21 protein-coding genes and 2 pseudogenes are annotated in these 25,430 nt (G+C 61.1%); 11 read left to right on the forward strand and 12 right to left on the reverse strand.

What is annotated here, in order from left to right; translation table 11 throughout:
- Positions 1 to 113: 113 nt before the first annotated feature.
- The 12 genes from BPHY_RS30245 to BPHY_RS30285 form a co-directional block, all read right to left on the reverse strand.
- On the reverse strand, positions 114 to 2,978 hold the full coding sequence (locus tag BPHY_RS30245; RefSeq protein ID WP_244257711.1) for a putative bifunctional diguanylate cyclase/phosphodiesterase: 2,865 nt from the start codon (positions 2,976 to 2,978) through the stop codon (positions 114 to 116).
- A gap of 212 nt (positions 2,979 to 3,190) precedes the next feature.
- Positions 3,191 to 3,985: an N-acyl amino acid synthase FeeM domain-containing protein gene (locus tag BPHY_RS30250; RefSeq protein WP_012405274.1), complete on the reverse strand. Its 795-nt coding sequence runs from the start codon at positions 3,983 to 3,985 to the stop codon at positions 3,191 to 3,193.
- A gap of 521 nt (positions 3,986 to 4,506) precedes the next feature.
- Positions 4,507 to 5,355: a hypothetical protein gene (locus BPHY_RS30255; RefSeq protein ID WP_012405275.1), complete on the reverse strand. Its 849-nt coding sequence runs from the start codon at positions 5,353 to 5,355 to the stop codon at positions 4,507 to 4,509.
- A gap of 748 nt (positions 5,356 to 6,103) precedes the next feature.
- On the reverse strand, positions 6,104 to 6,685 hold the full coding sequence (locus tag BPHY_RS30260; protein ID WP_012405276.1) for a CBS domain-containing protein: 582 nt from the start codon (positions 6,683 to 6,685) through the stop codon (positions 6,104 to 6,106).
- A gap of 114 nt (positions 6,686 to 6,799) precedes the next feature.
- Positions 6,800 to 7,336: a flavodoxin family protein gene (locus BPHY_RS30265; RefSeq protein ID WP_012405277.1), complete on the reverse strand. Its 537-nt coding sequence runs from the start codon at positions 7,334 to 7,336 to the stop codon at positions 6,800 to 6,802.
- 776 nt (positions 7,337 to 8,112) lie between these two features.
- On the reverse strand, positions 8,113 to 8,787 hold the full coding sequence (locus BPHY_RS40040; RefSeq protein ID WP_244257720.1) for a BON domain-containing protein: 675 nt from the start codon (positions 8,785 to 8,787) through the stop codon (positions 8,113 to 8,115).
- Between the two features lie 1,356 nt (positions 8,788 to 10,143).
- The gene (locus tag BPHY_RS40055) at positions 10,144 to 10,332 is read right to left on the reverse strand and encodes a ribbon-helix-helix protein, CopG family (protein ID WP_009770008.1); all 189 of its coding nucleotides are present in this window, start codon (positions 10,330 to 10,332) and stop codon (positions 10,144 to 10,146) included.
- Positions 10,333 to 10,481: 149 nt separating this feature from the next.
- Positions 10,482 to 10,709: a hypothetical protein gene (locus BPHY_RS30270; RefSeq protein WP_012405281.1), complete on the reverse strand. Its 228-nt coding sequence runs from the start codon at positions 10,707 to 10,709 to the stop codon at positions 10,482 to 10,484.
- A gap of 72 nt (positions 10,710 to 10,781) precedes the next feature.
- Positions 10,782 to 11,030, reverse strand: a complete 249-nt coding sequence (locus BPHY_RS30275; RefSeq protein WP_012405282.1) for a hypothetical protein — start codon at positions 11,028 to 11,030, stop codon at positions 10,782 to 10,784.
- A gap of 24 nt (positions 11,031 to 11,054) precedes the next feature.
- Positions 11,055 to 11,372 carry an HPr family phosphocarrier protein gene (locus BPHY_RS40060; RefSeq protein ID WP_012405283.1) on the reverse strand — a complete coding sequence of 106 codons (318 nt, stop codon included), beginning with the start codon at positions 11,370 to 11,372 and terminating at the stop codon, positions 11,055 to 11,057.
- A gap of 56 nt (positions 11,373 to 11,428) precedes the next feature.
- Positions 11,429 to 11,875 carry a hypothetical protein gene (locus BPHY_RS30280; RefSeq protein WP_407671294.1) on the reverse strand — a complete coding sequence of 149 codons (447 nt, stop codon included), beginning with the start codon at positions 11,873 to 11,875 and terminating at the stop codon, positions 11,429 to 11,431.
- A gap of 226 nt (positions 11,876 to 12,101) precedes the next feature.
- Positions 12,102 to 12,881, reverse strand: a complete 780-nt coding sequence (locus tag BPHY_RS30285; RefSeq protein ID WP_012405285.1) for a YoaK family protein — start codon at positions 12,879 to 12,881, stop codon at positions 12,102 to 12,104.
- Positions 12,882 to 13,330: 449 nt separating this feature from the next.
- Between BPHY_RS30285 and hyfB the strand changes: the two genes are divergently transcribed.
- The 11 genes and pseudogenes from hyfB to BPHY_RS30335 all read left to right on the forward strand — a co-directional run bounded on the left by hyfB (position 13,331) and on the right by BPHY_RS30335 (position 25,280).
- The gene (gene hyfB, locus BPHY_RS30290) at positions 13,331 to 15,340 is read left to right on the forward strand and encodes a hydrogenase 4 subunit B (protein WP_012405286.1); all 2,010 of its coding nucleotides are present in this window, start codon (positions 13,331 to 13,333) and stop codon (positions 15,338 to 15,340) included.
- Positions 15,337 to 16,287 (forward strand): respiratory chain complex I subunit 1 family protein, encoded by a 951-nt coding sequence (locus BPHY_RS30295; protein ID WP_012405287.1) that lies wholly within the window; start codon positions 15,337 to 15,339, stop codon positions 16,285 to 16,287. The genes hyfB and BPHY_RS30295 overlap by 4 nt, the downstream gene beginning before the upstream one ends.
- A complete protein-coding gene (locus BPHY_RS30300) occupies positions 16,288 to 16,947 on the forward strand; it encodes a formate hydrogenlyase (protein ID WP_012405288.1) in 660 nt (219 codons plus the stop codon).
- A complete protein-coding gene (locus BPHY_RS30305) occupies positions 16,940 to 18,400 on the forward strand; it encodes a hydrogenase 4 subunit F (RefSeq protein ID WP_012405289.1) in 1,461 nt (486 codons plus the stop codon). Before BPHY_RS30300 ends, BPHY_RS30305 begins: the two co-directional genes overlap by 8 nt.
- Positions 18,401 to 18,403: 3 nt before the next feature.
- Positions 18,404 to 19,978, forward strand: a complete 1,575-nt coding sequence (locus BPHY_RS30310) for a hydrogenase large subunit (RefSeq protein ID WP_012405290.1) — start codon at positions 18,404 to 18,406, stop codon at positions 19,976 to 19,978.
- Positions 19,978 to 20,508: an NADH-quinone oxidoreductase subunit B family protein gene (locus BPHY_RS30315; RefSeq protein ID WP_012405291.1), complete on the forward strand. Its 531-nt coding sequence runs from the start codon at positions 19,978 to 19,980 to the stop codon at positions 20,506 to 20,508. Before BPHY_RS30310 ends, BPHY_RS30315 begins: the two co-directional genes overlap by 1 nt.
- A gap of 11 nt (positions 20,509 to 20,519) precedes the next feature.
- A pseudogene (locus BPHY_RS43405) lies at positions 20,520 to 20,642 on the forward strand (HD domain-containing protein); the annotation flags it as partial.
- A 334-nt stretch (positions 20,643 to 20,976) separates the two neighbouring features.
- Positions 20,977 to 21,203 (forward strand): annotated as a pseudogene (locus BPHY_RS40075) (neutral zinc metallopeptidase); the annotation flags it as partial.
- Between the two features lie 877 nt (positions 21,204 to 22,080).
- Positions 22,081 to 23,178: a pyruvate dehydrogenase (acetyl-transferring) E1 component subunit alpha gene (gene pdhA, locus BPHY_RS30325; RefSeq protein ID WP_012405293.1), complete on the forward strand. Its 1,098-nt coding sequence runs from the start codon at positions 22,081 to 22,083 to the stop codon at positions 23,176 to 23,178.
- Complete coding sequence (locus BPHY_RS30330) at positions 23,171 to 24,151, forward strand: alpha-ketoacid dehydrogenase subunit beta (RefSeq protein ID WP_012405294.1); 981 nt, start codon at positions 23,171 to 23,173, stop codon at positions 24,149 to 24,151. The genes pdhA and BPHY_RS30330 overlap by 8 nt, the downstream gene beginning before the upstream one ends.
- Positions 24,152 to 24,155: 4 nt before the next feature.
- A complete protein-coding gene (locus tag BPHY_RS30335) occupies positions 24,156 to 25,280 on the forward strand; it encodes a dihydrolipoamide acetyltransferase family protein (protein ID WP_012405295.1) in 1,125 nt (374 codons plus the stop codon).
- Positions 25,281 to 25,430 lie beyond the last annotated feature (150 nt).

Raw genomic sequence — 25,430 nt, forward strand, 5'->3', positions numbered from 1 at the left:
AGAAACCGTGTCCGATGAGGTCGGCGAACACGGTAGCGCGGGTAGCCGCAAAGGCTCGGTCGGAGAGAGGCCAGCAGCGACGCCGCGGTGAGCGGCATCTCTATAGCACGGCCTTAAACTGTGCCTTCCCGTTCCACACGAAGTTCGCCGGCGCCTCGCTGCTCCGTTCTCTCCGTCTGCAGATAATGCGTGATCTCGGTGTTCGTCACGAAGCTCGCAGCACAAGACGCCGCAAGAATGGCGTCCGTCTGCTGCGGCTTTGCGATCGCAAAGCCCTGCACGTAGTCGACGCCGAGTTCATCCAGCGCACGTAAGGTCTCCAGGTCTTCCACCCACTCCGCAATGCTTCGCATGCCGAGATTGTGTGCGAGGCTGATCATCGCTTCGACGATCGCAATGTCGGCCGGATGATTACACATCGTGCGCACGAATTCGCCGTCGATCTTGAGTGCGTCGGCCGACAGTTTCTTCAGGTAGCGCAACGATGTGTGGCCCGCACCGAAATCGTCGATCGCAATCTTTGCGCCCATGTCGTGAACGCGCGCAATAAAGCGCTCCGTATGCTCGAGATCGTGTAGCGCGACACTTTCGGTGATTTCGATACAAAGCAAATGGACGACGTCTTCGTAACGCGAGAGGAGGTCAAACAGCTCGCCGAGAAAGTGCTCGTCGTTGAGCGAACCGCCGCTCAGGTTCACACACACGAACCGGGTGTTGATAAGCGACGCGCGATTGTCGCTGAGCCATGCGAGCGTCGTCGAGAGCACCCAGCGATCGATTTCCACAATGGTGCCGGAGTCCTCCGCGGCAGCAATCAGCTTCCCGGCTGTCGCGACTGCGCCGTCCGGCGAACGCATGCGCAGTAGCACCTCGAAATCGAGTGCTTGCGTTGGTTCGCGCATCGACATGATCGGTTGCATCACGAGGAACAATCCCTCAGGCAACCGGCGTTGCCCGAGCGCTTCAATCAGATTGATCTCGGCGGTGCGCTCCTCGAATGCCGGCGCCCCCCTGCGCAATGCGACGAGCCGCGCACTGCCGCCGCGTTTCGCAGCGCGACACGCGCGGTCGGCATAAGCGAGGGCGTCGAGAACCCGTTCACCTTCCGTGCATTCGACCACGCCAATGGACCCCCTGACCTGAAACGCACGCGTGTTGACAGGAACCGGGGCGGAGTTTAATGCATCGACAATTTCTCGACACCTCGCAATCGCTTCGTCAATGGTCATGTTCGAGAGCACGCAGACGAACTCGTCACCGCCGATCCGACCGATGGGAACGTGGGGGCCGAGACGCTCAACCAGACGGGCGCCGACATGTCGCAATATTTCATCCCCCGTACCGTGTCCGAACAGATCGTTGAACACCTTGAAGCGGTCCAGATCGAGGTACGCAAGCGCCCATGGCCCGTTCTGGCTGCTTTGACGGTCGATGGCGTGTTCGATACCCAGACGGTTGAGGAGGCCGGTGAGGGGATCGTGCTCGGCGAGGAAATGCAGACGCGCTATCGCTTTCGAGCGGTCCGTCACATCTTCCAGTGAGCCTTCGATAAACCCGTTCGCGCGGATCGCCCGCAGCGAATAGCGTCGGCCGTCCGCCCTCGTGCCGGCTGCGCCGTCGATCTCGATCGATGCCGACTCATCGCGCTCCAGCAGATCATACAAGTCGCCCTCGGCGCCCGGAGCAAAATAGTCGGCCCAGCGATGCGTGACATAGTGCTCCAGAGGCAGCCCCAACATCGTGTGTAGAGCTGGGTTCGCGCGGACAAAACAGTTGTCCGCGTTCAGCGTGAAGAGGCCGATTGGGGTAACGTCATATGTGTTGCGCAGTTCGATCTGCATTTCACGGCGTCGTTCGCGCTCTTCGCGCATACGTTCCGCAATCGCGAACGCGCACAGCATACTCGACGAGAGGGCTGTTACCACCGGACTAAGTTTGCCCTCTAGCGCTTTGAGACCCAACGCGGCCGCGAGCACCTCCGAGAGCGTTGCGATCAGCACGATGCCCATTGACGCGACGTACCAGAGCACAGTCCGCGAGCGCGCCTTGACGACCAGTTGGAACAGAAAGTACGTAAGCACCAGTATGCAGAAGCTGGCGCTGATCCATAGTACCGGGATGAAGTGCCTGTAATCCAGAACGAAGGCGGCGGCCATCAGCACGCAGCCGCCATACCGGACCGCGTGAAGGCTCCAGCGCAGGCCGATTGCCTTAAGTTCGCGGCGGAACAGTTCGACAAACAATGTCGTGGTTAGCAGGTAATAGGCGGCGAAGGTGAATTCCCGCAGGAAGGCGATATGATCGGGCGGGACGATGCGGCCTAGCCATTCTGTATCGAAGCCCATGGCGTTGGCGCTCAGCCGTAGATTGCCGACAAGCCATGCGGCAAAAATCACGTACGTCCATTCGCGATTGATGATGGCAGTGACGAACACGAAGATTGCAAGCGTCAGGAGGCCGCCCGTGATCAACGCCGCGCTTTGGTGGAAATCGAGGGCGGTAGTCTCGAGCGTGTCCTCGTTCGACACGGACGCAGTGATATAGGCGGGGCCGGAGAATGTGGCCCGGCACAGGATCGGTGCATGAGGAACGGCGTCGTCAACGCGGAGTGCAAAGCCTGCCTTGTTGGAACGAACTTTGCCGCTGGTTCCATGACGGTCGCCCGCGCCGAGCAACGTAAGGCTGGCGCCCGCGCGCCAACAAGATAGCGTCTGTGCATGCCGCGACGGCAGGTCAATGTAGGCAGGCTCTTCGCGGGTCGCGTCAGGCGTGGTAAGCATGAACCAGAAGGGCGTCTCTGCGAGATGGGTACTGAAACGCGCAGTGGGCGCGGCGTCGCGCAGACGAACGATGGCATTGGCGGGCGACAGCGACGCCGACGAATCCGCTATAACGGGAAAGGTAAGTCGCACCGTTCCGCCCATATCGAACTGATGCGGCTCCCAGAGCATGACGGCGATACTGCCGAGCGCAATCACGAAAGGCGCTATAAAGACAGAGAACCGGTGAAAAGCCAAACCGGTCAACCGATCAAGAAGCGCCCATTTAACGCCTGTCATTTGCTGCTTTTCCTCAATGACGTCCATTTGGATTGCCAATTCCGTGACAGTCAGCAGCGCAAGCGCTCCACCGCGCTAGCGCCACTGACATGCAGTCCGCCCCATCTTATTCGGCGGGCGGACAATTTACCTTACGCTTCGGTCAGCGGTCGCAAAAGGTCTGCGGCGCTACCCGCCGGTGTCCCGCTTTGAGTGCGATCGCCGGCTTCATGCTCTGCAGATGGGACGCGGACATCGATATCGATGTGATCCGTTTCAAAAAAGAATCCGAGGAACGGATGGTTGACCTTGGCCCAGCGCTGGCGAACTAAAGCGACGGGCTTCGCCATCACTCGGTGCGGCAATCCACCGACGTGCGTCATCGGCAAAAATTCGTTCTGGCCGTACACATCCTCGAACAGCATGGCCTCGTATTCACGATCGAGCGGTGAACGTGCCGTAATCAACATCCAGTCGACACTGTTCTGTACGCAGAACATGTAATACGCCTTGCAGAGCGCCACCTTGACCATCCGGCCGATGCCGCCGCGTGCGACGCCAAGCCGCGTCGCTTCAGCGAGCCGCGCCTGGCGCAGCCAGTCGGGAAGGTCGACGGACTGTTCAACGGCAAGCGGACTGAATGCGTTCGTCTGTACCCGCATCGTACCGAGCGGCCCCCCGTCCAGCCGCGATTGCGCTAATAGCACGACCGTGCCAGGTGAAGAATCAAGCTCTTCTACCTCCATCGTATCGGCGAATGCCGGCAAGTGGCGCCCATAGGCGGTACGTCGCATTTCGACGGCCTTGTCCAGCTCCGCCAGACTGCTTACCACCTTAATCGTAAACGGCAACCTCTCCGTTTTCTTGACGGCGCCCTGAGAAAAGACTTCTTCGAGCGACGTATAACCTGCATTTTGCGTCAAAAGGACTGAGTCGATGCGGTCCATATCTACCCCATAGGTGGTTGAGAAAAAAGTACGTCGCGCTCGAAAGTCGCGAAATCGCTCCGAGCGCGACGAACTAGGTTCTCATGAACGCAAAGATGTGGTATGCATTGCCGACTCATTCGGGAGGCGGGCCCTTGGCAGACTCGCTTGCGGCCCGGCGAATACTGAGCGGGCGACCCAGGCTCGTCATTGAGACATGGGATCATCGAAGTCACCGCTGATTTGCCTCGAAAGACTCTCGTCACGATCCGGATCTGTTGTTCCCGAACAGTGGCGCGAACGACCCGGTTATCCGTTCATGAACACGGCGTGTGTCGGCACCTGGACGCACCTGTCCGGCAACGCTTACGGCACAGCTTCCAGGGCAATCGCCCGATTACGCCGACTCGCAGGCGTCGCCTTTCGATGGATGAGCAGATTCGTTCCTGCTTGCGCACGGATCGCGATAGTCTGTGATCCTGCGCTAGGCGGCACGCTTGGCCAATGACGAAGGCGTAAGCGCAAACACGATGATTTGCCGCTTATGGGCCGACCCTGACAAGAAGTGTGACGTCTTTTCCAACGACCGACTCATCGGATTCAAAGATGCCCGCAGGAACCACAAACTTGCCGCCATAGTGGATTGTGTGCAACCCGGCTGATAAGGGCTTGAGCAAGAGGTAATAACCGTCGGCAATGGAGGTTCCCGGCCCTCCGACATTGCCAAAAATCCACGGACTCGGAGCGGAAAATGAGAAGGTCCCGGTCCTTGTACGAAACGCCTTGATATTGGCGACAGGAGCGCCATCAATCGTGCAGAACAGATCGCGGATGTCGCCTGCGAAAGCACTGGAGATTTTAAGTTCTTCAGCCGTGAACGTTTTGACGGGGGGCTTATTGAGCGAGGTGGGCCCATCAAACATGGGCAGGAACATAGACGCTCCGTCGAGCACCAGCAGGAAGATAGACGTCCCCGCCGGAATTGTTGTCGCGAGTTGATTGCAGGTCAAGTGTGACGAATTGGGCGTGGCCCAGAACCATACGTTTCCCGTTTGCGCAGCGGAGATGGGCCGACGGCTGCAATCATCGAACGGGTGGGGCAATGGACCGAGAGGCATCTCCAACGCCCATTGCCAGAACGATATTGTCCATTGCGTGTATGTCTTGCCACGGAACTCGACATCCAGAGACACGACATTGGGGTTCACGGCCGCTTCGGGGGAAGTCCTGCCAGGAACCAGTGCGGAGCCGCTTGCCGATACGCTATCGCCGCCTCCGCCGCATCCCGTTGACTGGATCGCAGCTGCCACTACAACTGCCGATGTCCGCAGTATCCTTCGGGCAAATAGACCGATCGCAGTATGGGTTCGATCTTCGACGAGGACGTTCACGGTGGCCTCCTGCGGGCCTTGCCTGGCTAAGCTGCTGCAGGGCGATTTGGCTACTCACGCCGTAGTTCGCTGCGATAGTTGTTCACAAACTGCATGGTGTACCCGCGAGGCCCCGACCGCTGGAAAACTGTCCGGTATTTCGTTATATGCGGATGCGTAAGCTAATACAAGACGTCCACCGTCTTAGCGGCCGGTTCCTTTTTTGTGCTAGCGACGAGGGTCTGTGAGCTGTGCAACGTCATTCTCCAAGTCAAGCTCTGGCGATAGCTGCATCTGTCGTACTTGCCCTGCGCCTGTAGTCACGACTTGGGCTTTGGTCATCCGTGCAAGGCCCGGATCGCGGCGCTGGCGGTCGCCAATTCGGCTTTCTCGCTCCCCCGTGGCATATGAGCGTTGCACCGCCTTTCGTGAGCGCGACGACGGCAACCCGCGCGACAAGTACGGCAGCGGCGCCGGCCGTCACGGGTAGGACGGTGTGTTCCGCTGGTACCAGCGGCAGACGTCCCCCCTTGTTCCGACAATCCTCGCAGCGCTAGCCGCGCCACCGCAGGACATTGCCCGAACCGACAAGGCATCACTCTACCGGCGGTCAGAAGACTCATCAGCGCTGTATGAATTGATTCGCGCCTGTCCAGCAATAGATGCGTCATTTCCGAATCAAGACTGAGCAGATCCTTACTCTTTTCCCTGCTGTCATCCAAAACGCACGAAACACCGTCGTGGCAGTCCGCGCGAATATGCACCGCGGTCACGAGTCGACGTCGACGCTAACCAGTTCATAGCCGTCTGCAACCATACGCCAGTGGCGTACATGCCGGATCTGTTCGAACTCCCGGATCGCCGTCACCGCCGCTTCTTCCCGGCTGCCACTTGCAATCGGTACGCGCATCAGTTCACTACGATGTGGATGCCCGGAGTCGTCGAGCAGTTCCTTGTAGAAGACGACTTCCAATGGTCGTGAATGTGACAGGGAGCCGCAAATGTCGCTGGCGGAGATGACACCGACTACGCGCGTCTCGCCGCTGAGCACGACCAGGCGGCGCACGTGGAACTGCTCCATCAACTGCACCGCGCGCTCCACAGTGTCATCGAGCGAACAGCAAAGCGCACCCACGCTCATTACTTCGCGCGCCGTCATATCGGTCAGGTTGCGACCCTGCGCCGTGGCGCGTACAGCGATGTCCCGGCCAGTCAGCACGCCGAGCGCCCGCCCGCCATCGCAGACTGGCAGGCAGCCGATCCTTTTGTCCCGGAGCTTGCGCGCAGCCGCGATGAGGCTGTCTTGCGGACCCACGCAGATAGCCGCATGCATGATTTCCTTGACCAGCATAGGAACCTCCTGAGTTGCGCCGGTAGCCTCGACGCGGACATCGGGCGTTTAGACGCTCGTTCTGGCAACCACGGTTTTATCTTCGCGTGCATGTGCGCATACGCGTTGCAGGACTCAATGTTTTGCCGCGAGGGTTGACCGTGGACGCTGGCTCATTCGAAAGGCGTCGAGATTGCGTTCGAGCCTTTCCACAAACTCGCGAAGGATCTCACTCGACTCGCCGCGTAGCGCTTCTCGCGCTGTGAGACTGCATTCAGCAAGGGCCGGCATTCCCGCGAGCGCGCGCATCTGGTCTAGCGCCCTTCGATTACCGCGTCGGGCGAAACTGCAAAAGAACGCAACGTTCTTGAAGTGTGATCGGTTGGCGATCAGGTATGCCCGTACGGGAGAGGCGATCGAATTGGCCCAGACGGGCGTTCCAATCACGACCAGCTCATAGCTTGAGACATCACGCGTGGAGTTGATGATTTGCGCGGGCCGCTGTTCGAGCGCTTCGACAAGAGACCGCACATAGCCAAACGGCCCGGAGCGGTCGGTGGATGCGACTATTTCGTCGACTTGCGCACCGAGGAGGTTTGCAAGGAGAGACGCGATCTTCCGGGTCGTTCCGGTGCGGCTGAAAAAGACTACGAGGATCTTGTTGCCCGACATGGCATCCTCCCTCTGACATCCTGACCCCGTGTACTGTGGCGGCTTTCAAATCGTCGCTAGCGGCACGAAACGGTTTAGACTGGGGGCACGTCTATCGTCTGGATGCCGTTGACGCCTTCCTCTTTCACGTCGGAGGAGACGACTTGACCTTGCCGGCTTTCTTGATTGTCCTCATTTCCAATGGTAGCCGTCCCCGCACGCATTCAAGCGTGTCACGTCCGGTTGGTAGACCATTGACGGAGATCAAGTGCCGACGTCTCGCACCGCTAGGGCATCGGGACACGAATCGGGTGACAGGACGGCGGACAACTCCGTCCACACAGGCTTCGGTTAAGCGTGCCGTCAACGGCGAAAGAACGCCAGTCCAACAACATCGCCCTCCCGTGAACATTGAGCACGAGCTGTCGGTCTGGGTGTTTTGCGCCTGCGTCACGATGAATCGCTGCGCTGGCGGCGAATGATGAAGCAGGCCATCGCTTATATGGGGTCGATATTTAACAGCCACAGGATGATGCGGAGATGCGCAGCGAAGCTATCTCCGATAAGTCGCATGCGAAGCTGCCCCATGAACATAGCGTGACTGTCGCCGCCCTCGCTATTCGGCCAGCTTCGACTGTAAAAGGGTTAGGAGCGACAGCAACAACCACGCGATGGGTCCACGAACAACGCTTTGCAATGGCTTGGTCTGTTAAAGCGTGAGCGCGACGGCTATTTCACGTCGACTTGCGCAAATGAAATGTCGTTGACGCTAGTATCTGGTCTTGCAGATGTGGTGCTCAGCTTGTAAGCAGCGCGTCCTGTACCTCGCGCACATCGGAATGGCATAGGGCGGCAGACCTGGCGAGTGCATGCTCTCTGCCGACAGGCAATTGACCGCGTAATGTAACGACACCGTCTCGCACTTCGACCTTGATTGCGTCGGCTCTTTTCTCGGCGGCCACGCGCAGAGCGGCGCGGATTCGTGCTGAAACCTCCAACTGGATTTGCCGGTCGCTGACACGAAGTTTATTGCTGACTGATGTGATGCCGGGCAGCGAAACAAGAACTTTCTCGGCAAGTTTTCGTTGGTAGGACCAATCTACCTGACCGGAAAGGGTAACGCGCCCGTCGCAGACAGACACGGTAACCGCACCGGATGGCAAGCATGCCCTCCATTTCAGCGCATCGAGCGCAGAGTCACGTATCTCAGCATCACTGCGGCGTAAGTGCTGAGGCACTTCGACGGTCAGATCCGCAGTGACGGACGCAATGCCTTGCGTCTCTTCTGCGGCTTCGCATGCTGCAATTCGCGCCGCGTAGCTCGATACGGTCCCTCGCAGGACGGCTCGGGAGTCGCGCACGTCAACGCAAATGGACTCATCGCATAAAGAAGGATCGTGACGAATGCGCTCGACGACGCAATTCGCGAGGTGCCAATCGAGCGGTGAAATGTTAAAGGTCGCTGTTGTCATGTCCACGCAAGCCTCCGTTCATGACAGGTTATGGCGCTTGCGGTTCGCTTTGGCGAGGAATCGCAGGCGCGGCCCCGACCGGCCGTGGCCGATGTCGGGGCGGTCATTGATGACAGTGACTCACAGAACGGGTATGTATTCTTGACATACGTCAACGAGATGCATATCGAAGCGTGCCTTCGTGTATGACGCGGCGGAAAACCCGGTACGGGAAATGAATAAAGCGCGTGCAGAATCGACCCTTCGCTTGTCGCGGACCAGGCTAACCAGGTCGTAACCGTTATCCTCGGCATTGAATTAGAGATCAATTAGGTTAAGCATCGTTACATATGTGTTTCGCCGAAACGATTTCTTCGCCTAAAGATGCGAAATATGCTCGCCAAAATCGCACTGCTTCTTCTGCAGACGCCTGATCTGGAAGACACTCGATCTCGAAGACGTCACAGTCTGAAAGGTGTCCAAACGTGCACCATCTCTTCAAGGCCGCGTCTGCTCCGTCGCTAATGAGACTGATGATATTCGCGCGACGTTGCTCTATGCTCCCCGCGACATAGTCAATAAACAGGCTGGAATCTGATGGTCGAGAGACGCCAAAAACCTGGTATCGAATCGGATAAGGTAAGCTTTCCATCGTACCCTCCTTCAGTCTCTATCGATCGCTAAACATGAATGGTGCAACGAGTAGAATTCTTCTCGCGTGCAGCAAGCCCGTTCGGAGGCATGTGCTCGATCGCCGCCGCCGGGCTTCTGCCGTAGTAATTGCCCATCGGGCATGTGTTCGAGCCTTCAGCGTACAGGAAAGAGATAGGCAACTATGTGCGCTGCCGCTTATGGGAATCACAGAAACCGCAGCATGAGCGCCTCAAGGCGAGAAATTCGCAAGGCGCGCAAACCGTCTGTCCAGCCGTGCCATTGACGTTCGACACCCGCTTCGCGCTGGAGCCTTGAGTCCTGGTGATCTGGCCGCGTAGAAGCTTCGTCGCGAAGAGCAATCGACTCTGGCAGGCCGATCTTGGGGGGGGCAGCCTCGGGGTAATCGCGGTCGGAACGGGACTACGCGGCCAATGGACCATCGAAACCGGCGGCTGCCGGGACTGGCAGCCGTATGGGCGCGTCAATCAATCGCGGCACGATTGGAGTGGCGGCGTGGACATGCAGTTTGGCCAGCGACCCGTTTCATCCGCGCGAAGACGCGACCTGGATATGAGTTGCCGGCGGCGTCATGGCGCTGCGCTCGCCGCATTTCAACATCTACGCACAGGCTGGTTACCAGCCGAACTGGGTACCACTGATGGTGGTAATAGTCGGGGCGTGAGGGGTGATCACGGCTTCGTTAAGCGTAGTGGGCAGACACTGTCATCGTCGTGTACGTGAGCCGATCGTGCTGCGCGTCTTCCATGTCACGCCATGCTGCTCAAGGTAGTCTCTGATAAGCTGCCGCACAACCTGGGATGGTGTCAGGTCCTGTGCGGCGCAGAGCTTCTCGAACGCTTCTTTTTTTACTGGGTCAATCAGGACAGTCAATCGGGCGCTTTTCGATTCCATGGTGGTAGCGAAGGTTTGAATATGTTAATCAAATTATAATAGATTGTTCGCTTCCGCTACAGCAGTTGATGTGACCGCGCGAAATCGACAGGCGCGGCGCGTGCGTCCAGATGCAGTCCTGACAACCTCCAGCAGCAGCAACCGCAGCGTCAGACTCGCGTCCGGCCAAGCAGAAAATTGCGTCCCGCCTGGGTGAGCGTCGTGGCCCTCCGACCGTTTTCCGAGACGGCAACAAACCCGGCACGAATCAGTTCGTGAGTGATGGACCAGCTCAGGGCTGGCGTGTCGCGGCCATAGCGCGGTTGCGAAAGGCGCTCGAGCGCCCAGATCGCCGCATGGCTCAATGTGACGGGCTGGAGGTCAACAGGCTCGGTCATGTTTCGTCCTTGGAGTGGCGTGGTTCAGGATGGCGAAAGCGGCGCGAATTCAATCCGACAGGGGGCGTCTGGTCAGGTTCCTGCGCAGGTCGCGCGTTCGTCCCAATCGATGCTGTTGCTGTCTTCGATCTTTATCGCCGTTTTGCATAGATTCAGCGCGTGCATGGTTTCGAGCAGGCGAGTTCGTGCAAGGGACTCGTCGGGGGAGAGGAGGCATGCCGACGGCGTCTTCCATGCAAAGACGATGACGTTCTCGGGACTGTCCTCTGCCGGTGCCAGGACGACTGCATCGTCAAGATGGCCCTGATTGGTGTATTCCAATTCGGCAGCGCCAGTCGCTCCGGATCATCGCCTGATGACGGCATTGCTGCACTGCGGGCGCGACTGCATATGGAGCACTGCCCTGTGCCTTGACGCACAGAGTATGGCCGAAAGGTTCTCCAACGCATCCCGCTCGTCAGGGCCTGCCACGAGAATGTGAACAGGCGTGTCCCTTCGGGCCCGCAGTGACATGACCGACATGGCATCTTTGCCATTGACACGGCGACCATTTGCCGCGCAGATGACATCGCTTGCAAACGTGGCCGGTGTTGCCGCGAATTCTGCCGCTACGGCCTGATCGACTCCCCATCGGGCCGTCACCCGAATCAAAGCATCTACCACAGTGTTTCTCCTTTCCTGAGCGTCAGTTCAATCAGGTGGATAGGACTCGAATCGACCTAGTGCAGACGCCGTCCGACAATATTCGCAAGAAAGGTGCTCAACGTTTCGTTCCACGTCTCGTTGTCGAGCATCACGCATGTGGTATCGACCGGTCGCATGTTGGCGTCGAGATAAACCGCGCGGACAGCTCTAGGCGGTAGTGGTTTGCGAAAGAGCCGGCCATCGCCGTCGAGAAAGAGGCATAGCTTTCCGCGATACCGGATGCCGCGGATCGAGATTGCGTCGAACACATGGCGCGCCGATGCCTTCGGATAGACAAAAACGATGTTGATTCCGTGAGCTTCGAGACTATCGGATATCTCCGCAAACCGGTGAAGCATCTGGAACCCGCGTTCCCCCGCCGTGCCGACGCCGACCACGACCAGGCCGTGTTCGCCCTTCATGTCCCGAACGAGTCGGCATGCGTGGTCGTATGACAGCAGAGCAGCACCAGGGTCAATCACGATCTTTTCCTTGCCGGTCTTTCGGACACGTTCCGAATATCTGTGCAGCACACCGCCTCAAGGCCTGCCCCAGGCAGCCTCCCGTCAGCGCATTTCGTCGGACGGAAATGCAAATAAAATGCTAATTACATTATCATATCATGTGTGTGTTGACCGGCACGAATGACGCCGCTCTGCGTTCTCTACCAGGCCGGCACGGGGCGCCAGGCGCGACCCTGCCGGTTCTTCACCGGGGAGATTGCGGTTTGCGCGCGGGCCGCCACGGGCGCTCCCGCAGATCGTCAAGCAATGGAATGATTGCCAGCGCCGTCAGCACGGCCGCGAGCGGAATGGTCGACGCGTAGCCGACATGCTTGAAACCGAGGGCGCCTGTCATGCCGCCTGCAAAAAAACTCGCGAGCATGCCGGAGTGCACCTTGAGTCGCTCCCGGTTGGCGAGAACGGGCTCCGAGGCAGGATCATCGTTCGACACGTTCCAGTAAAAGAGTTTGCCGAGTTCGATACCGATGTCGGTAACGATGCCCGTCATGTGCGTGGTGCGGATTTCCGCGCCTGAGAGCTTGGTGATCATGGCGTTCTGCAGGCCCATGATGAAGCAGAGCAGCACGACGGTGGCGGGCACGAACAAGGTGTCCCGCAGAGCCAGATGACTGCCGACCAGCCCGAAGCACAGAAGCAGGGCGGCTTCGAGCATGAGCGGGGAAGCATACTGACTATGCAGGCGCTGACGGCGCCCCCAGTTGACGAGCATCGCCGAGCAGGCAGCGCCGAGCAGAAACGAGATCAGTGAGCCGATACCGGCAAGCACCAGCGCGACATCACCCAGCACCGCCTCGTCCGCGATCGCGGAAACAATGCCGCTCATATGGGATGTGTATTGCTTCACGGCCAGATAGCCGCCCGCGTTCGCCGCGCCTGCCACGAACGCAAGGGAAAACCCGAGGCGCCTGTTCGCCTCGGTACTCCGGTCCTTTCCGGTCAATGTTCGAAAGAAGTGCGCGGGCATGCGTAAAAGACTCCTGCCGTCACACGAAGGGTATGCGGCCTTGTGTGGGCGTGAATACCACCGCGTCGGGATGTCGCGTTGGTCTCGGGTCTAAAGGACGGATCGCCATTGGATGGGAGTGAAACACGACGGCGCCGTAGCGCAGCGCGTGTCATCGCTGCCGTGTGGAATCCTGCGGACAAAGCTGATACGATGATAACGCCATTATCATAAACTGATAACTGTGTGTTTCTGGCGTCGATCCTGTGCTTGCAGATCCCCGCCTCGAGAGGAGACATCCAATGCAGTGCAGATTTGCGGCAGGCGCACAGTGTCGTCAACCGGACGGTCGGACAGGCAGGCGCGCCGGCGTCACGGGCGCTGAAGGACGTGCTACGCAAGTCGTTGATCGCTGCGCGTCTGATGTGGCTGCGGGCCGCGAATAGGCATACAGCAAAGAGTGACGCGCGATGGCCTCTTTCACCATCCTTCCGTTCGTGCTCGCTGTGATCGCAGGTTGGCTCGTTGTAGGGGGGCTGGGGCTCATGAGTCTGCATCGAACGCGAGTCGTTGCACACGCGCTGTTCCCGGCAGGCGCATTGTTTGGGTTGCTGCTGTGCGCACTGGGTATTGCCGGCATCTTTTCCGCCTCTCAAGAGGCCATCCTGCCGCTGGGTCTGCCGGGTCTGCCGTTCCATGTCAGGCTCGATGCCCTGTCGGCGTATTTCCTGGCTATGCTCGGCATGGTTGGCGCAGGCGTGAGTGCCTTCTCCGCTGGTTATTTCCGCAAGGGTGAAGGCACGCCACCCGGGTTGCTCTGCTTCGAATATCACGTGTGCCTTGCGAGCCTCGCGCTCGTCCTCGTGGCAAACGATGCCTACCTGTTCATGGTCGCCTGGGAAACGATGACGCTGGCGGCAACGTTTCTCGTCATGAGCAACCATCGCATTCCCGAAATCCGGCGGGCCGGCTACCTGTACTTTCTGATTTCGCACGTGGGCGCGCTCGCGCTGCTGCTTTGTTTCGGGCTGCTGCAGGCGGGGACGGGCGACTACACGTTTGCCAGCATGCGGCAACAGCATCTGGGCGTATTCTGGGCATCCATCGCGTTCGTGCTGGCGCTGCTCGGCTTCGGGGCGAAAGCGGGGATTTTCCCGTTGCACGTCTGGTTGCCCGAGGCGCATCCGGCGGCACCCTCGCCTGTGTCGGCATTGATGAGCGGCTTTGTCCTGAAGACAGGGCTTTACGGCATGCTGCGGATGGTGTTCGACCTGCTGCATGTGCAGATCGCATGGTGGGGGGTCGTGATGCTGGCGCTCGGTCTGTTCACCGCACTGTTCGGCGTCGTGTTCAGCGCCATCCAGACCGACATGAAACGGCTGCTCGCCTACTCGTCGGTCGACAACATCGGTCTGATGTTCGTCAGTATGGGACTCGCGGTCGTGTTCCGGGTGTTCGACATGCCGGCGCTCGCCGCGTTGTCGCTGACGGCGTTGCTCTACCAGATCGCAAGCCATGCCGCCTTCAAGAGCCTGCTGTTCATATCGACGGGCTCCGTCCTGCATGCAACGGGCGAGCGCAATCTCGGACGCCTGGGCGGACTGATCCGGTTCATGCCCTGGGCCGCGTGGGTCGCATTGCTGGGCGCGCTGTCGAGTGCAGGACTGCCGCCCTTGAGCGGGTTCGTGTCGGAATGGCTGCTGTTGCAGAGTTTTCTGTTCACGCCCGACCTGCCGAACGCATTCCTGAACATGATCGTTCCGCTCGTCGCGGCGCTGATCGCGCTCGTTGCCGCGCTCGCCGGTTACACGATGGTGAAGTTCTTCGGGATCATCTTCCTTGGGCAGCCGCGCGAGCCAAAGCTGAGCCACGCGCGGGATGCCAGCCCGTGGGAGCGTGTCGGCTTCGTCTGGCTCGCGGCGACGTGCGTGCTGCTCGGCCTGCTGCCTGTGCAGTTCGTGGCCGTGCTCGATCGTGTGACGCAGGCGCTGGTCGGCGCAGGCATCGGGCCGGCGGTTGCCCGGAATGGCTGGTTGCTACTGGCACCCACGAATATCGGTCGTGCGAGTTACATGCCATTGGTCTTTCTGCTGTTTTTCGTCGGCTGCTGCGCGCTGGCCTGGGTGCTGGTGCGACGGTTCTATCATGGGCGGTTGCGCCGCGCGATTCCGTGGGCTTGCGGCCATCCGTTCGTGAACGCGCGTATGCAGGACACGGCCGAAGGGTTCGGCCAGCCGATCCGCGAGATCTTCGCGCCACTGTTCAGGATCGAAAGGCAACTCCCGTCCCCCTCCGACGCGCGCCCCGCGTATCGCGTCGAGGTGACGGACCGCACGTGGGCGATGCTTTACGAGCCCATCGCGCGTATTGTCAGACGTATCGCGGCGCTGGCCGGCCTGCTTCAGGCGGGCCGCATCGCTGTCTATCTGATGTACAGCTTTCTCGTGCTGATTGTTCTGCTGATACTGGTCACACGATGATCACGCTCTCCGGACTGGCCTCGCAACTGATCGAAATCCTGCTGGCGCTCGCGGCGGCTCCGCTGCTGACTGGCTGGATCAACATGTGCCGTGCGTGGCTGCAGAACCGTCGCGCGCCATCCATCTGGCAGCCGTACCGGATGCTGCATAAGCTGTTCAACAAGGAATCGGTCGTCGCGCATCATGCAAGCCCGGTGTTTCGCGGCGCGCCATACGTGATCTGGGGGTGCATGACGCTCGCGTGCGCGATTGTGCCGACGCTCTCGACGGATCTGCCGTTGTCGCCCGCTGCCGACGCCGTTGCGCTGGTTGGGCTGTTCGCGCTGGCGCGCGTGGCGATCTCGCTCGCCGCAATGGATATCGGCACGGCATTCGGCACGCTGGGCGCACGTCGCGAGATGCTGGTCGGGTTCCTGGCCGAACCGGCTCTGCTGATGGTGCTCTTTTCCGCGTCGCTGATTTCACACTCGACGCTGCTGACGCATATCGTTGGCACGCTGAGTCATCGGGAGCTTGCGATCTATCCGAGCCTCGCGTTCGCAGGCATTGCGTTCACGATGGTGTCGCTTGCCGAGAACGCCCGTCTGCCCGTCGACAATCCGACCACGCATCTCGAACTGACCATGATTCACGAGGCGTTGATCCTCGAGTATTCCGGGCGGCATCTCGCGCTGATGGAGTGGGCGGCGAGTCTCAAGCTGTTTGCCTACTCGTGCATCGGGCTGTCTCTTTTCGTGCCGTGGGGCATCGCGGAGGCGGGCAATCCCGTCGCGCTGCTGCTCGCCATCCCGACGCTGTTCGCCAAGCTGCTGGTCGGCGGCGTGGCGCTTGCCGTGGTGGAGACGACCAACGCGAAGATGCGCATCTTCCGGGTGCCGGAGTTTCTCGCCACGGCCTTTCTGCTCGCGGTGATCGGCATGCTTGTCCACTTTCTGCTGGGGGCATGAATGCACAGTCTCGCCACGCAGATCATTAACCTGTTGGCCGCTGTTCTGCTGATGGTGTCGTTTGCGATGCTCAGCCAGCGCCGCATCCTGTCGCTGATTCACCTCTACACGCTGCAGGGTATCGCGCTCGTCTCGGCGAACTTCGTGCTGGGCTTTGTTTCGCAGGACGTTCATCTGTACGTTTCCGCGTTGCTGACACTGGTCCTCAAGGTGGGCCTGATCCCGTGGATTCTTTACCGGCTGGTGCAGCGTCTCAACGTGAAAACCGATGTCGAGACACTGCTCAATATCCCGACGACGCTGCTGATCGGAATCGTGCTCGTCATCGTGGCGTTCAACGTGGCGACGCCGATCAGCCAGCTCGCGTCTTCGGTTGCGCGTGGCACGCTCGGCATCGCGCTTGCCTGCGTGCTGCTCTCGTTCATGATGATGATCACGCGGTCCAAGGCGATACCGCAGGTGATCGGTTTTCTTTCGATGGAGAACGGTCTTTTCTTCGCGGCGGCAGCGGCGACCAACGGCATGCCGATGATCGTCGAACTCGGCATCGGGCTCGACGTGCTGGTCGGCATCCTGATTCTCGGCGTCTTCATGTTCCAGATTCGCGAGCAGTTCGACAGCCTGGACATCCACCATCTGGAAAAGCTCAAAGATGACTGAAGCGTGGATTGTGCTGCTGGTCTTCGGCATTCCGCTCGTCGCGGGCGGATGTCTGGCACTGGTCGGACAGCACCGTCTGGCGCCGGAGGTCAACGTAGCGTTCAGCTTCCTGACCTTCATTGCGGCCATACTGCTGGCCGCGCAAACAGTTGCCCACGGTCCCGCCTTCGCACTCGGGAAGCTTTTCTTCGTCGACCCGCTCAACGTCTTCCTCGTTGCACTGACGGCATTCGTCGGCTGGACCACGTCGATTTTCTCGCGGCCGTATATGCGCATCGAGCAGAGCCGAGGCAAGATGACGGCGGCGCGCATGCGTCTCTATCACAGCATGTACCAGCTGTTCGTGTTCGCGATGCTGCTCGCGCTGCTCACCAACAACGTCGGCATCCTGTGGGTCGCGATGGAAGCCGCGACGCTCGCGACGGTGCTGCTGGTGAGCGTCTATCGCACTGCGGCAAGTCTCGAAGCCGCGTGGAAATACTTCATCCTGTGCGGAGTAGGCATTGCGCAGGCGCTGTTCGGCACGATCCTGCTCTATCTCGCGGCAAGCCGGCAGCTCACGGGCGGCGATGCACTGCTCTGGACCAGCCTGAGCGGCGTAAAGGGCGCGCTCGACCCAACCATCATGTCGCTTGCGTTTGTTTTCCTGCTGATCGGCTATGGCACGAAGGTCGGCCTCGTGCCGATGCACAACTGGCTGCCGGACGCGCACGCCGAAGGGCCTACCCCGATTTCCGCCGTGCTCTCCGGCTTGCTGCTCAACGTGGCGCTGTACGCGGTATTGCGATGCAAGGTGCTCGCCGACGGGGCCTTGCAAAACGGTCTGCCGGGGCGCCTGCTGGTCGGGTTCGGCCTGGTGTCGGTGCTGGTCGCCACCTTTTCGCTGTTGCGCCAGAAAGACGTGAAGCGCCTGTTCTCGTATTCGTCGATCGAACACATGGGCCTGATGACGTTCGCTTTCGGACTGGGCGGGCCGACGGCGACATTCGCCGGTCTGCTGCATATGACCGCGCATTCGCTCGTCAAGTCGGCGATCTTTTTCACGGTTGGCCATGCTGCCCAAAAAGCGCGCACGCAGATGATCGACGACATTCGCGGGCTGTTGCGCGTGAGCCCGACGGTTGGGTGGGGCATGATGCTGGGTGCGCTGGCCATTCTCGGCATGCCGCCGTTCGGTGTCTTCGCGAGCGAGTTCCTGATCGTGACGACTGCCATCGGCGAACTGCCGTGGGCGACGCCTGTGCTCCTCATCGCACTTGCGGTTGCGTTCGCGACCATCTTCGCGCGCGTGCAGCACATGGTATTTGGCGAGACGACGGCAACACCGCTCGAACACGCACCGGCGCTTCTGCCCGTATTCGTGCATCTGGGCCTCGGTCTCATGCTGGGGCTTTACATTCCGCCGTATCTCGCCGCGTGGTACCGGCAGGCGGCAGCGATGATCGGGGGGTGACGCATGCGGATCGACTCACTCGAACTTTCGGATCTCACGCGGCTGTCGGCGTCCGCCGGCAGGGCGTCTGCCTGGCTGGCGCATACCGACGCCGCGACGTGGGTCCGCATCGCCGGCACCGCACGAGAGCAGGGCGGCCGGCTGATCTCGTTGTGGGGTGCGCAAGCAGGCGTGGAAGCGGTTGCGGGTGCGTTCACGATGTCGGCTGCCTACGCGATGCACGATGGCCTGTTGTGGGTGCAGTTGCCTGTCGCGATGGGCAACGAAGAAGCGGCCGGCTATCCGGACCTGTCGACCATCTTTCCGTGTGCGTCGCGCATGCAGCGTGCCGTCTACGATCTGCTCGGGCTGCGCGCGACGGGCGCGGCTGACAGTCGGCCGTGGCTGAATCACGGTAACTGGCCAGCCGACTATTATCCGCTTCAGAAACTGTCGTCCGGAACTGAACGCTTCCAATCCGAGGAAGCGGACTACCCGTTCGTGCAGGTCTCGGGAGACGGTGTACACGAAATTGCGGTGGGACCGATTCACGCGGGCATTATCGAGCCGGGGCACTTTCGCTTCTCAGTCGTTGGTGAGAAGGTGTTGCGACTGGAAGAACGGCTCGGTTATACGCATCGAGGTATCGAGCGGCTGTTCGAGCGCACGCCCTTGCTGACTGGACATCGTCTGGCGGGACGGATTGCCGGCGACACGACGGTCGCCTTCTCGTGGGCGTATTGCATGGCCGTCGAACGCGCACTGAACATCTTTGTTCCGCCACGCGCACAGTGGCTGCGCGCCGTGCTGCTCGAGCGCGAGCGCGTCGCCAATCATCTGGGCGATCTCGGTGCGCTCGGCAACGACGCTGGCTTTGCGTTCGGGCTCGCGCAGTTCTCGCGGATGAAGGAAGACTGGCTGCGTGTGAACGACGGGATGTTTGGGCATCGCTATCTGATGGATCAGATCGTGCCGGGCGGTATGGCGCGCGACATCGCTGGGCAGTTCGTCGGGGCTGCCATCGAACAGTGCGAGCGAACCGAAGACGCGGTGCGCGCGATGCAGCGCATTTACGACGAGCAATCGGGCCTTCAGGACCGCTTTACGGGGGCGGGCAAACTCACGGCGAACGTCGCCGCGCATTTCAGCGTGTGCGGCCTGGCGGCGCGGGCGAGCGGTCTGGGCATCGACGTCCGCGTGGATCATCCTTACGACCCATATCACGAGGTCCAGCCTCACATGATGAGCGACAGCCGGGGCGACGTGGCTGCCCGCGTCGCTGTGCGGTTCAACGAGGTCTACGAGTCGTTGCGGCTGATTGGCGTGCTCCTCGACGGTCTACCTGACGGTGCCGTCGTCGCGCCGGTCGAAACCGGCCGGCCTGCATCGCACGGTGTCGGCTGGGTCGAAGGCTGGCGCGGCGACGTGTTCGTGGCCATCGAGACGGGCGAAAACGGGACGATTTCCCGGTGCCATTGCCATGATCCGTCGTGGCAGAACTGGCCCGCGCTGGAGCACGCGATCATCGGCAATATCGTTCCTGATTTCCCGCTGATCAACAAATCGTTCAACCTGAACTACGCAGGACACGACCTGTAATGTGGCAACTTCTCAAGCGTATCGCGCGGACGGATATTCCGGCCGGCTCCGTCCCGGACACGAACGACGCGTGGACGACCTCGCATCAGCAACAGATACAGCGAGAGATTCTGGACGTGCTCGGGCGCGCGTTGTGCATCCGCCAGGTCGATGCGGGCTCCTGCAACGGATGCGAACTGGAGATTCACGCGCTGAATAACCCGTACTACAACATCGAGGGTCTCGGCATCAGGTTCGTCGCGAGTCCGCGTCATGCGGACATGCTGCTGGTGACCGGTCCGCTCACGCTGAACATGAAGGAAGCAGTACGTCGGGTATGGCAGGCCACTCCCCATCCGAAACTCGTCGTTGCAGCAGGCGACTGCGCGTGCACGGGCGGTATCTTCAGGGACAGCTATGCCGTGTGCGGGCCGCCGTCGAATCTGCTTCCGGTGGATGTGGCCATTCCGGGCTGTCCGCCGTCACCGTTTGATCTGCTAACAGGCATTCTCACGGCGCTCCGCTCGAAACCCGACGCGCTCGCGCCGTAGTCATTGTCTGAGGCGCGCTGTTGGGAAAACGAAAGAGTATTGCCTTCGACCCAGAGTTGCTCTATGTAGCGGCCATGTTCCACGATACCGGTTTGACGTCGGCCTATCGCGAAAGCGAACTACGCCTGGATCTTTAGGTTTTCGCAATGCTCAGACGTACATTTTTGGTCGCGAGCGCCAGCACGTGTATCGGGCGCCCGTTGTCAAACCGGCTCGCCGCCGATGGGCATCAGGTCGTCGGTCTTGCACGCGGAACCGACGAGCTGATGCGTGGTGTTGGCAAGCCGTTCTCGCGTGTTGCTCGGCCTTGCCTCGAGAAACCGCGACGGACCTTGACGCACTCGATAAACAGTTGACAGCCAGCGGCGACGGTCGCAGACATCGGTGTTGGCCTGGCGACCGGTGGCATACAAGGGTAGGGAGCGCGACACCGCCAATGTTCGGGCATATCGCTCTGCGCCGCGACGCCTGGCGCAGCAATTGAATGCCAAGCTGATGGAGCCGGGCGACTTCGAACAAGGCCTTAACGCAGCCGGCGCGATAGGCGACGACCGCTTGCAGCGGCAAGCTCAGGGACACGTCGTGCCAGAGGCATTCACTCATGGCACAAGCGAGCAGCGGCAGCGATGGCTGTGGCGTGGCATGACGACCGGTGAATCAAGCAATGCGATACGTTCTCGGCGCAGTCTTTATGATCAACGTTGCCACGGGAATTCTGCAATTGGGCAGTCGCGCCTGGCGAAGCTGGATGCGATGACATGTCGCTAGACGCGTTCAAGAAGGCAGAGGCTCAAACTTCAGTTTGTCAAAACCTCGGCTAGCGGACCGGCTGCTCGACCCGGCCAACCTGCTCCTGGATTTCGCGGCAATTCCGCCCTGATTCGCGGTCCGTTGCGCGTTGCCGGGCCGCGTGCGGCTTTTGTCCCCGGTCGCCCGTCTGTCGGGCATCGAGTGTCGAACTCGCACATCCCGATGAACCGCCTACACTACAAATACGGCGCACCTGCCGTATCGGAGGCTGCTATGGCCCGAAAGTTATCTGATATTTTCAGGCGGCGTTCAGTGACAGGCGCCCCTGATGACCCGGCTCACGGGGAATCTCACGTTCAAAGGGATGAGCACACGCGCTTTGCACAGGCGCAGGCGAAGAAGCTCTGGGAGACGGTCAGTCGCCATCGCCACAGGGAGACCCGCGGCCGCTGACGTCATGGCGCGCCTGGACGGGGCGGCCGCATCGGAACGCCTGAATCGTATCGTGCGTTCGCCCCGTTCCATTCGCACGCAATCGCGCAACGAGTTGTGACTCGCGTCGTCGCGACGCGCTCGACCCTGGCCAGTCTGGATCACATCACGGTCGTGCAGATCGGAGCGCTTGTCTGGAAAACGATCCAACGATTCCCTTGGCGGCGTAACCCGGCTGCCATGCTCGCAGCGTTAGCGCTCGCGGGAACGCGCCGATGGCGCGATATCGGCGCCGAAAAGCGTGCACGAAAAGCGGGTTATCGGTGGCGCATCGCACAAGCACACAAGCAGCAGAACGCCTACGATGTGTGAAACACCCAGGAGGCCGTCATGACCACGGCTGCCAGTTTTCACATCGGCTATACACAATACCTCGGCCCCGACGGCGAACCGGTGCATCCACTTCCGGCCTTCGCGAGGGATCCCGCGGCGCTTCTGCCGCTGTATCGCGCGATGGTGCTGACAAGGGCCTTCGATACGAAAGCGGTTGCGCTGCAGCGTACGGGGCAACTCGGCACATTCGCATCGTCGGTTGGCCAGGAGGCGATCGGCGTCGGCGTGGCCAGTGCGATGCACCCCGAGGACGTGCTGTTTCCTTCCTATCGCGACCACGCGGCCCAATTGCTGCGCGGCGTCACGATGACGGAAAGTCTGCTCTACTGGGGTGGCGACGAGCGCGGAAGCAATTTCAGTGTGGCCCGTTTCGACTTTCCCAACTGTGTGCCGATCGGCACGCAGGTCTGCCATGCGGCAGGTGCTGCCTATGCATTCAGGTTGCGCAAGGAGCCGCGCGTCGCGGTGGCGCTTCTCGGCGATGGCGCCACGTCCAAGGGAGACTTCTACGAGGCGATGAATTTCGCCGGCGTGTGGGGCGCGCCGCTCGTGCTGGTCATCAACAATAATCATTGGGCGATTTCGGTGCCGCGCAGCCGTCAGAGCGCAGCGCAAACGCTCGCGCAAAAGGCGATTGCAGCGGGCATCGACGGGCTGCAGGTCGACGGCAACGACCTGATTGCCGTGCACCATGTGGTGGCGGCTGCGCTCGCGAAGGCCCGGCGCGGCGACGGTCCGACCTTGATCGAAGCGCTCAGCTATCGCCTCGGCGATCACACGACGGCCGACGATGCCACACGCTATCGCGATGCCGAAGTGGTCAGCAGGCAGTGGGAAGCCGAGCCGCTGCGCCGGCTGCGCGCGTACCTGATCCGTATGAATGTTTGGGACAAGGCGCGGGAGGAGGAACTCGGCAAGACGTGTCACGCACAGGTTACGCAGGCTGTCGACGCGTATCTCGCGATTGCTCCGCCTGACGTGTCCGCCATGTTCGACCATCTCTATGAGGCGCTACCGCTTGCCATGCGCGAGCAGCTGGCGATGGCGCGGCGATTTGCGCCTGCTGCGCCCGTCGCGGAGAACGGTCATGGCTGACCTGAACATGGTCGAGGCGGTCAATGCCGCGCTAGCCTGGGAGCTTGCACATGACCCCGCTGTCGTGCTGCTCGGCGAGGACATCGGCGTGAACGGCGGCGTGTTTCGCGCAACGGCGGGCTTGCAGGCGCGCTTTGGCGCACAGCGTGTGGTCGACACGCCGCTCGCCGAAACAGCCATCGTCGGGACGGCAGTCGGCATGGCCGCAATGGGCCTCAAGCCGGTCGCGGAGATTCAGTTCAGCGGCTTCATCTATCCGGCCATCGACCACTTGCTGAATCACGCGTCGCGTCTGCGGCACAGGACGCGTGGACGGCTCGCGTGTCCCCTCGTGGTCAGGTCGCCAGCCGGTGCGGGCATTCACGCGCCGGAGCATCATTCCGAAAGCCCGGAAGCGCTGTTTGCGCACATACCCGGGTTGCGCGTCGTTACCCCGTCTTCGCCCGCGCGCGCGTATGGTCTGCTGTTAGCGGCGATTCGCGACGCGGACCCGGTTATCTTCTTCGAGCCAACACGCCTCTACCGCCTCTTCAGGCAGCCTGTGGAAGACAGCGGCGAAGCGTTGCCGCTCGATTGCTGCTATGTGCTGCGCGACGGGGCGGATGTGACGCTGGTCAGTTGGGGCGGGGCGCTGCAGGAAGTCCTTGGGGCGGCCGATCAGCTCGCCCAGGAGGGCGTGATGGCGGAGGTGATCGATGTGGCCACGCTCAAGCCGCTCGACATGGACACGATTCTGGCGTCGGTAGCGAAAACGGGACGCTGCGTGATCGTGCACGAGGGAGCGCGTACGGGAGGCGTGGGCGCGGAGATTGCTGCCGGCATTGCCGAGCGCGGACTCTATTCGTTGCTTGCGCCGGTGCAGCGCGTCACGGGCTACGACGTGGTGGTCCCGCTTTACCGACTCGAAAGTCAGTACATGCCGGGCATCGAGCGCATCGTCGGCGCGATCAGGCAAGCACTGGAGGCGCAGTGAATCCATGAAGATCTTCAAGTTGCCCGACCTGGGCGAAGGCCTCCAGGAAGCGGAAATCGTCGAATGGCACGTCAAGAGCGGCGAGGAGATTCGCGCGGACCAGCCGCTCGTGTCGGTCGAAACGGCCAAAGCCATCGTCGAGATTCCCTCGCCGCAATCCGGCCGCATCGCGAAGCTGTTCGGCAAGCCGGGTGACATCGTGCATCTGGGGGCGCCGCTTGCCGCTTTCGAAGGGGATAGCGAGGGCGGTGGGGATGCCGATGCGGGCACCGTGGTCGGCCATATGGAAGTGGGCGCGCAACGGATGGAGGAAGCGCCCGCCGCGCCCGGCAGTGGCACGGGTGCGGGGCCTGGCGCTATCAGGGCGATCCCCGCGGTGCGGGCGCTTGCCCGCAAGCTGGACATCGATCTCGCGATGGTAACGCCTTCCGGGCCGGAAGGCGTCATCACGGCGGCCGACGTGCAGCGGGCGGCAAAGCTGTTCGCGGACCTCGGGCCGGCTGAGGTGCTGCGCGGCGTGCGTCGCGCGATGGCGCAGAACATGGCGCGCGCCCAGTGCGAAGTGGCGGCTGCGACCGTTATCGACGACGCCGATATTCATGCGTGGCCTCCCCATGCCGATGTGACGATGCGCCTGATCCGCGCGCTGGTGGCCGGGTGCCGCGCCGAGCCGGGACTGAACGCATGGTTCGACGGCAGAATGGCGCAGCGCCATGTGCTGGAGAAGATCGATCTCGGCATTGCCGTCGATCTGCCGGACGGCCTGTTCGTCCCGGTATTGCGCGATGTCGCACACCGCGATGCGGCCGGGCTGCGCGCCGGACTCGACCGGATGCGCGCCGACATTCGCGCACGCAAGATTCCGCCTGAGGAAATGCGTGGCAATACGATCACGTTGTCGAACTTCGGCATGATCGCGGGTAAATATGCGGCTCCCGTGGTTGTGCCGCCTACCGTTGCGATTCTCGGTGCGGGGCGGATGCACGACCAGGTCGTGGCGTATCAGGGTGCGCCTGCCGTGCACAGGATCTTGCCGCTGAGCCTGACATTCGACCACCGGGTTGTCACGGGCGGAGAGGCTGCACGCTTTCTCGCCGCCGTCATCAAGGACCTCGAGATGGCGCAATAGCCGCGAGACGCAATACGCTTAATTTTCCGCAAGGGCGCCAAGTTCCGACACCGTCCTTGTCGTTTTCCCGTGTAGCTATCCCGGTTTCTACTGTAGCGTGAGTGGGCCTGCGCCGTTACGCTGACCCGCTCTCATCGTCGATGCGCAGAC

Origin of the sequence: Paraburkholderia phymatum STM815, assembly GCF_000020045.1 — a bacterium.
Classification (GTDB): Bacteria; Pseudomonadota; Gammaproteobacteria; order Burkholderiales; family Burkholderiaceae; genus Paraburkholderia; species Paraburkholderia phymatum.

Coding starts and splice junctions, on each gene's coding strand:
- BPHY_RS30335 (WP_012405295.1), top strand. CDS start 24,156: ATGAAGATCTTCAAGTTGCCCGACCTGGGCGAAGGCCTCCAGGAAGCG.
- BPHY_RS30310 (WP_012405290.1), top strand. CDS start 18,404: ATGCGGATCGACTCACTCGAACTTTCGGATCTCACGCGGCTGTCGGCG.
- BPHY_RS30250 (WP_012405274.1), bottom strand. CDS start 3,985: ATGGACCGCATCGACTCAGTCCTTTTGACGCAAAATGCAGGTTATACG.
- BPHY_RS30330 (WP_012405294.1), top strand. CDS start 23,171: ATGGCTGACCTGAACATGGTCGAGGCGGTCAATGCCGCGCTAGCCTGG.
- pdhA (WP_012405293.1), top strand. CDS start 22,081: ATGACCACGGCTGCCAGTTTTCACATCGGCTATACACAATACCTCGGC.
- BPHY_RS30270 (WP_012405281.1), bottom strand. CDS start 10,709: ATGACCGAGCCTGTTGACCTCCAGCCCGTCACATTGAGCCATGCGGCG.
- BPHY_RS30265 (WP_012405277.1), bottom strand. CDS start 7,336: ATGTCGGGCAACAAGATCCTCGTAGTCTTTTTCAGCCGCACCGGAACG.
- BPHY_RS30305 (WP_012405289.1), top strand. CDS start 16,940: ATGACTGAAGCGTGGATTGTGCTGCTGGTCTTCGGCATTCCGCTCGTC.
- BPHY_RS40040 (WP_244257720.1), bottom strand. CDS start 8,787: ATGACAACAGCGACCTTTAACATTTCACCGCTCGATTGGCACCTCGCG.
- BPHY_RS30315 (WP_012405291.1), top strand. CDS start 19,978: ATGTGGCAACTTCTCAAGCGTATCGCGCGGACGGATATTCCGGCCGGC.
- BPHY_RS30260 (WP_012405276.1), bottom strand. CDS start 6,685: ATGCTGGTCAAGGAAATCATGCATGCGGCTATCTGCGTGGGTCCGCAA.
- hyfB (WP_012405286.1), top strand. CDS start 13,331: ATGGCCTCTTTCACCATCCTTCCGTTCGTGCTCGCTGTGATCGCAGGT.
- BPHY_RS30285 (WP_012405285.1), bottom strand. CDS start 12,881: ATGCCCGCGCACTTCTTTCGAACATTGACCGGAAAGGACCGGAGTACC.
- BPHY_RS40055 (WP_009770008.1), bottom strand. CDS start 10,332: ATGGAATCGAAAAGCGCCCGATTGACTGTCCTGATTGACCCAGTAAAA.
- BPHY_RS30300 (WP_012405288.1), top strand. CDS start 16,288: ATGCACAGTCTCGCCACGCAGATCATTAACCTGTTGGCCGCTGTTCTG.
- BPHY_RS30295 (WP_012405287.1), top strand. CDS start 15,337: ATGATCACGCTCTCCGGACTGGCCTCGCAACTGATCGAAATCCTGCTG.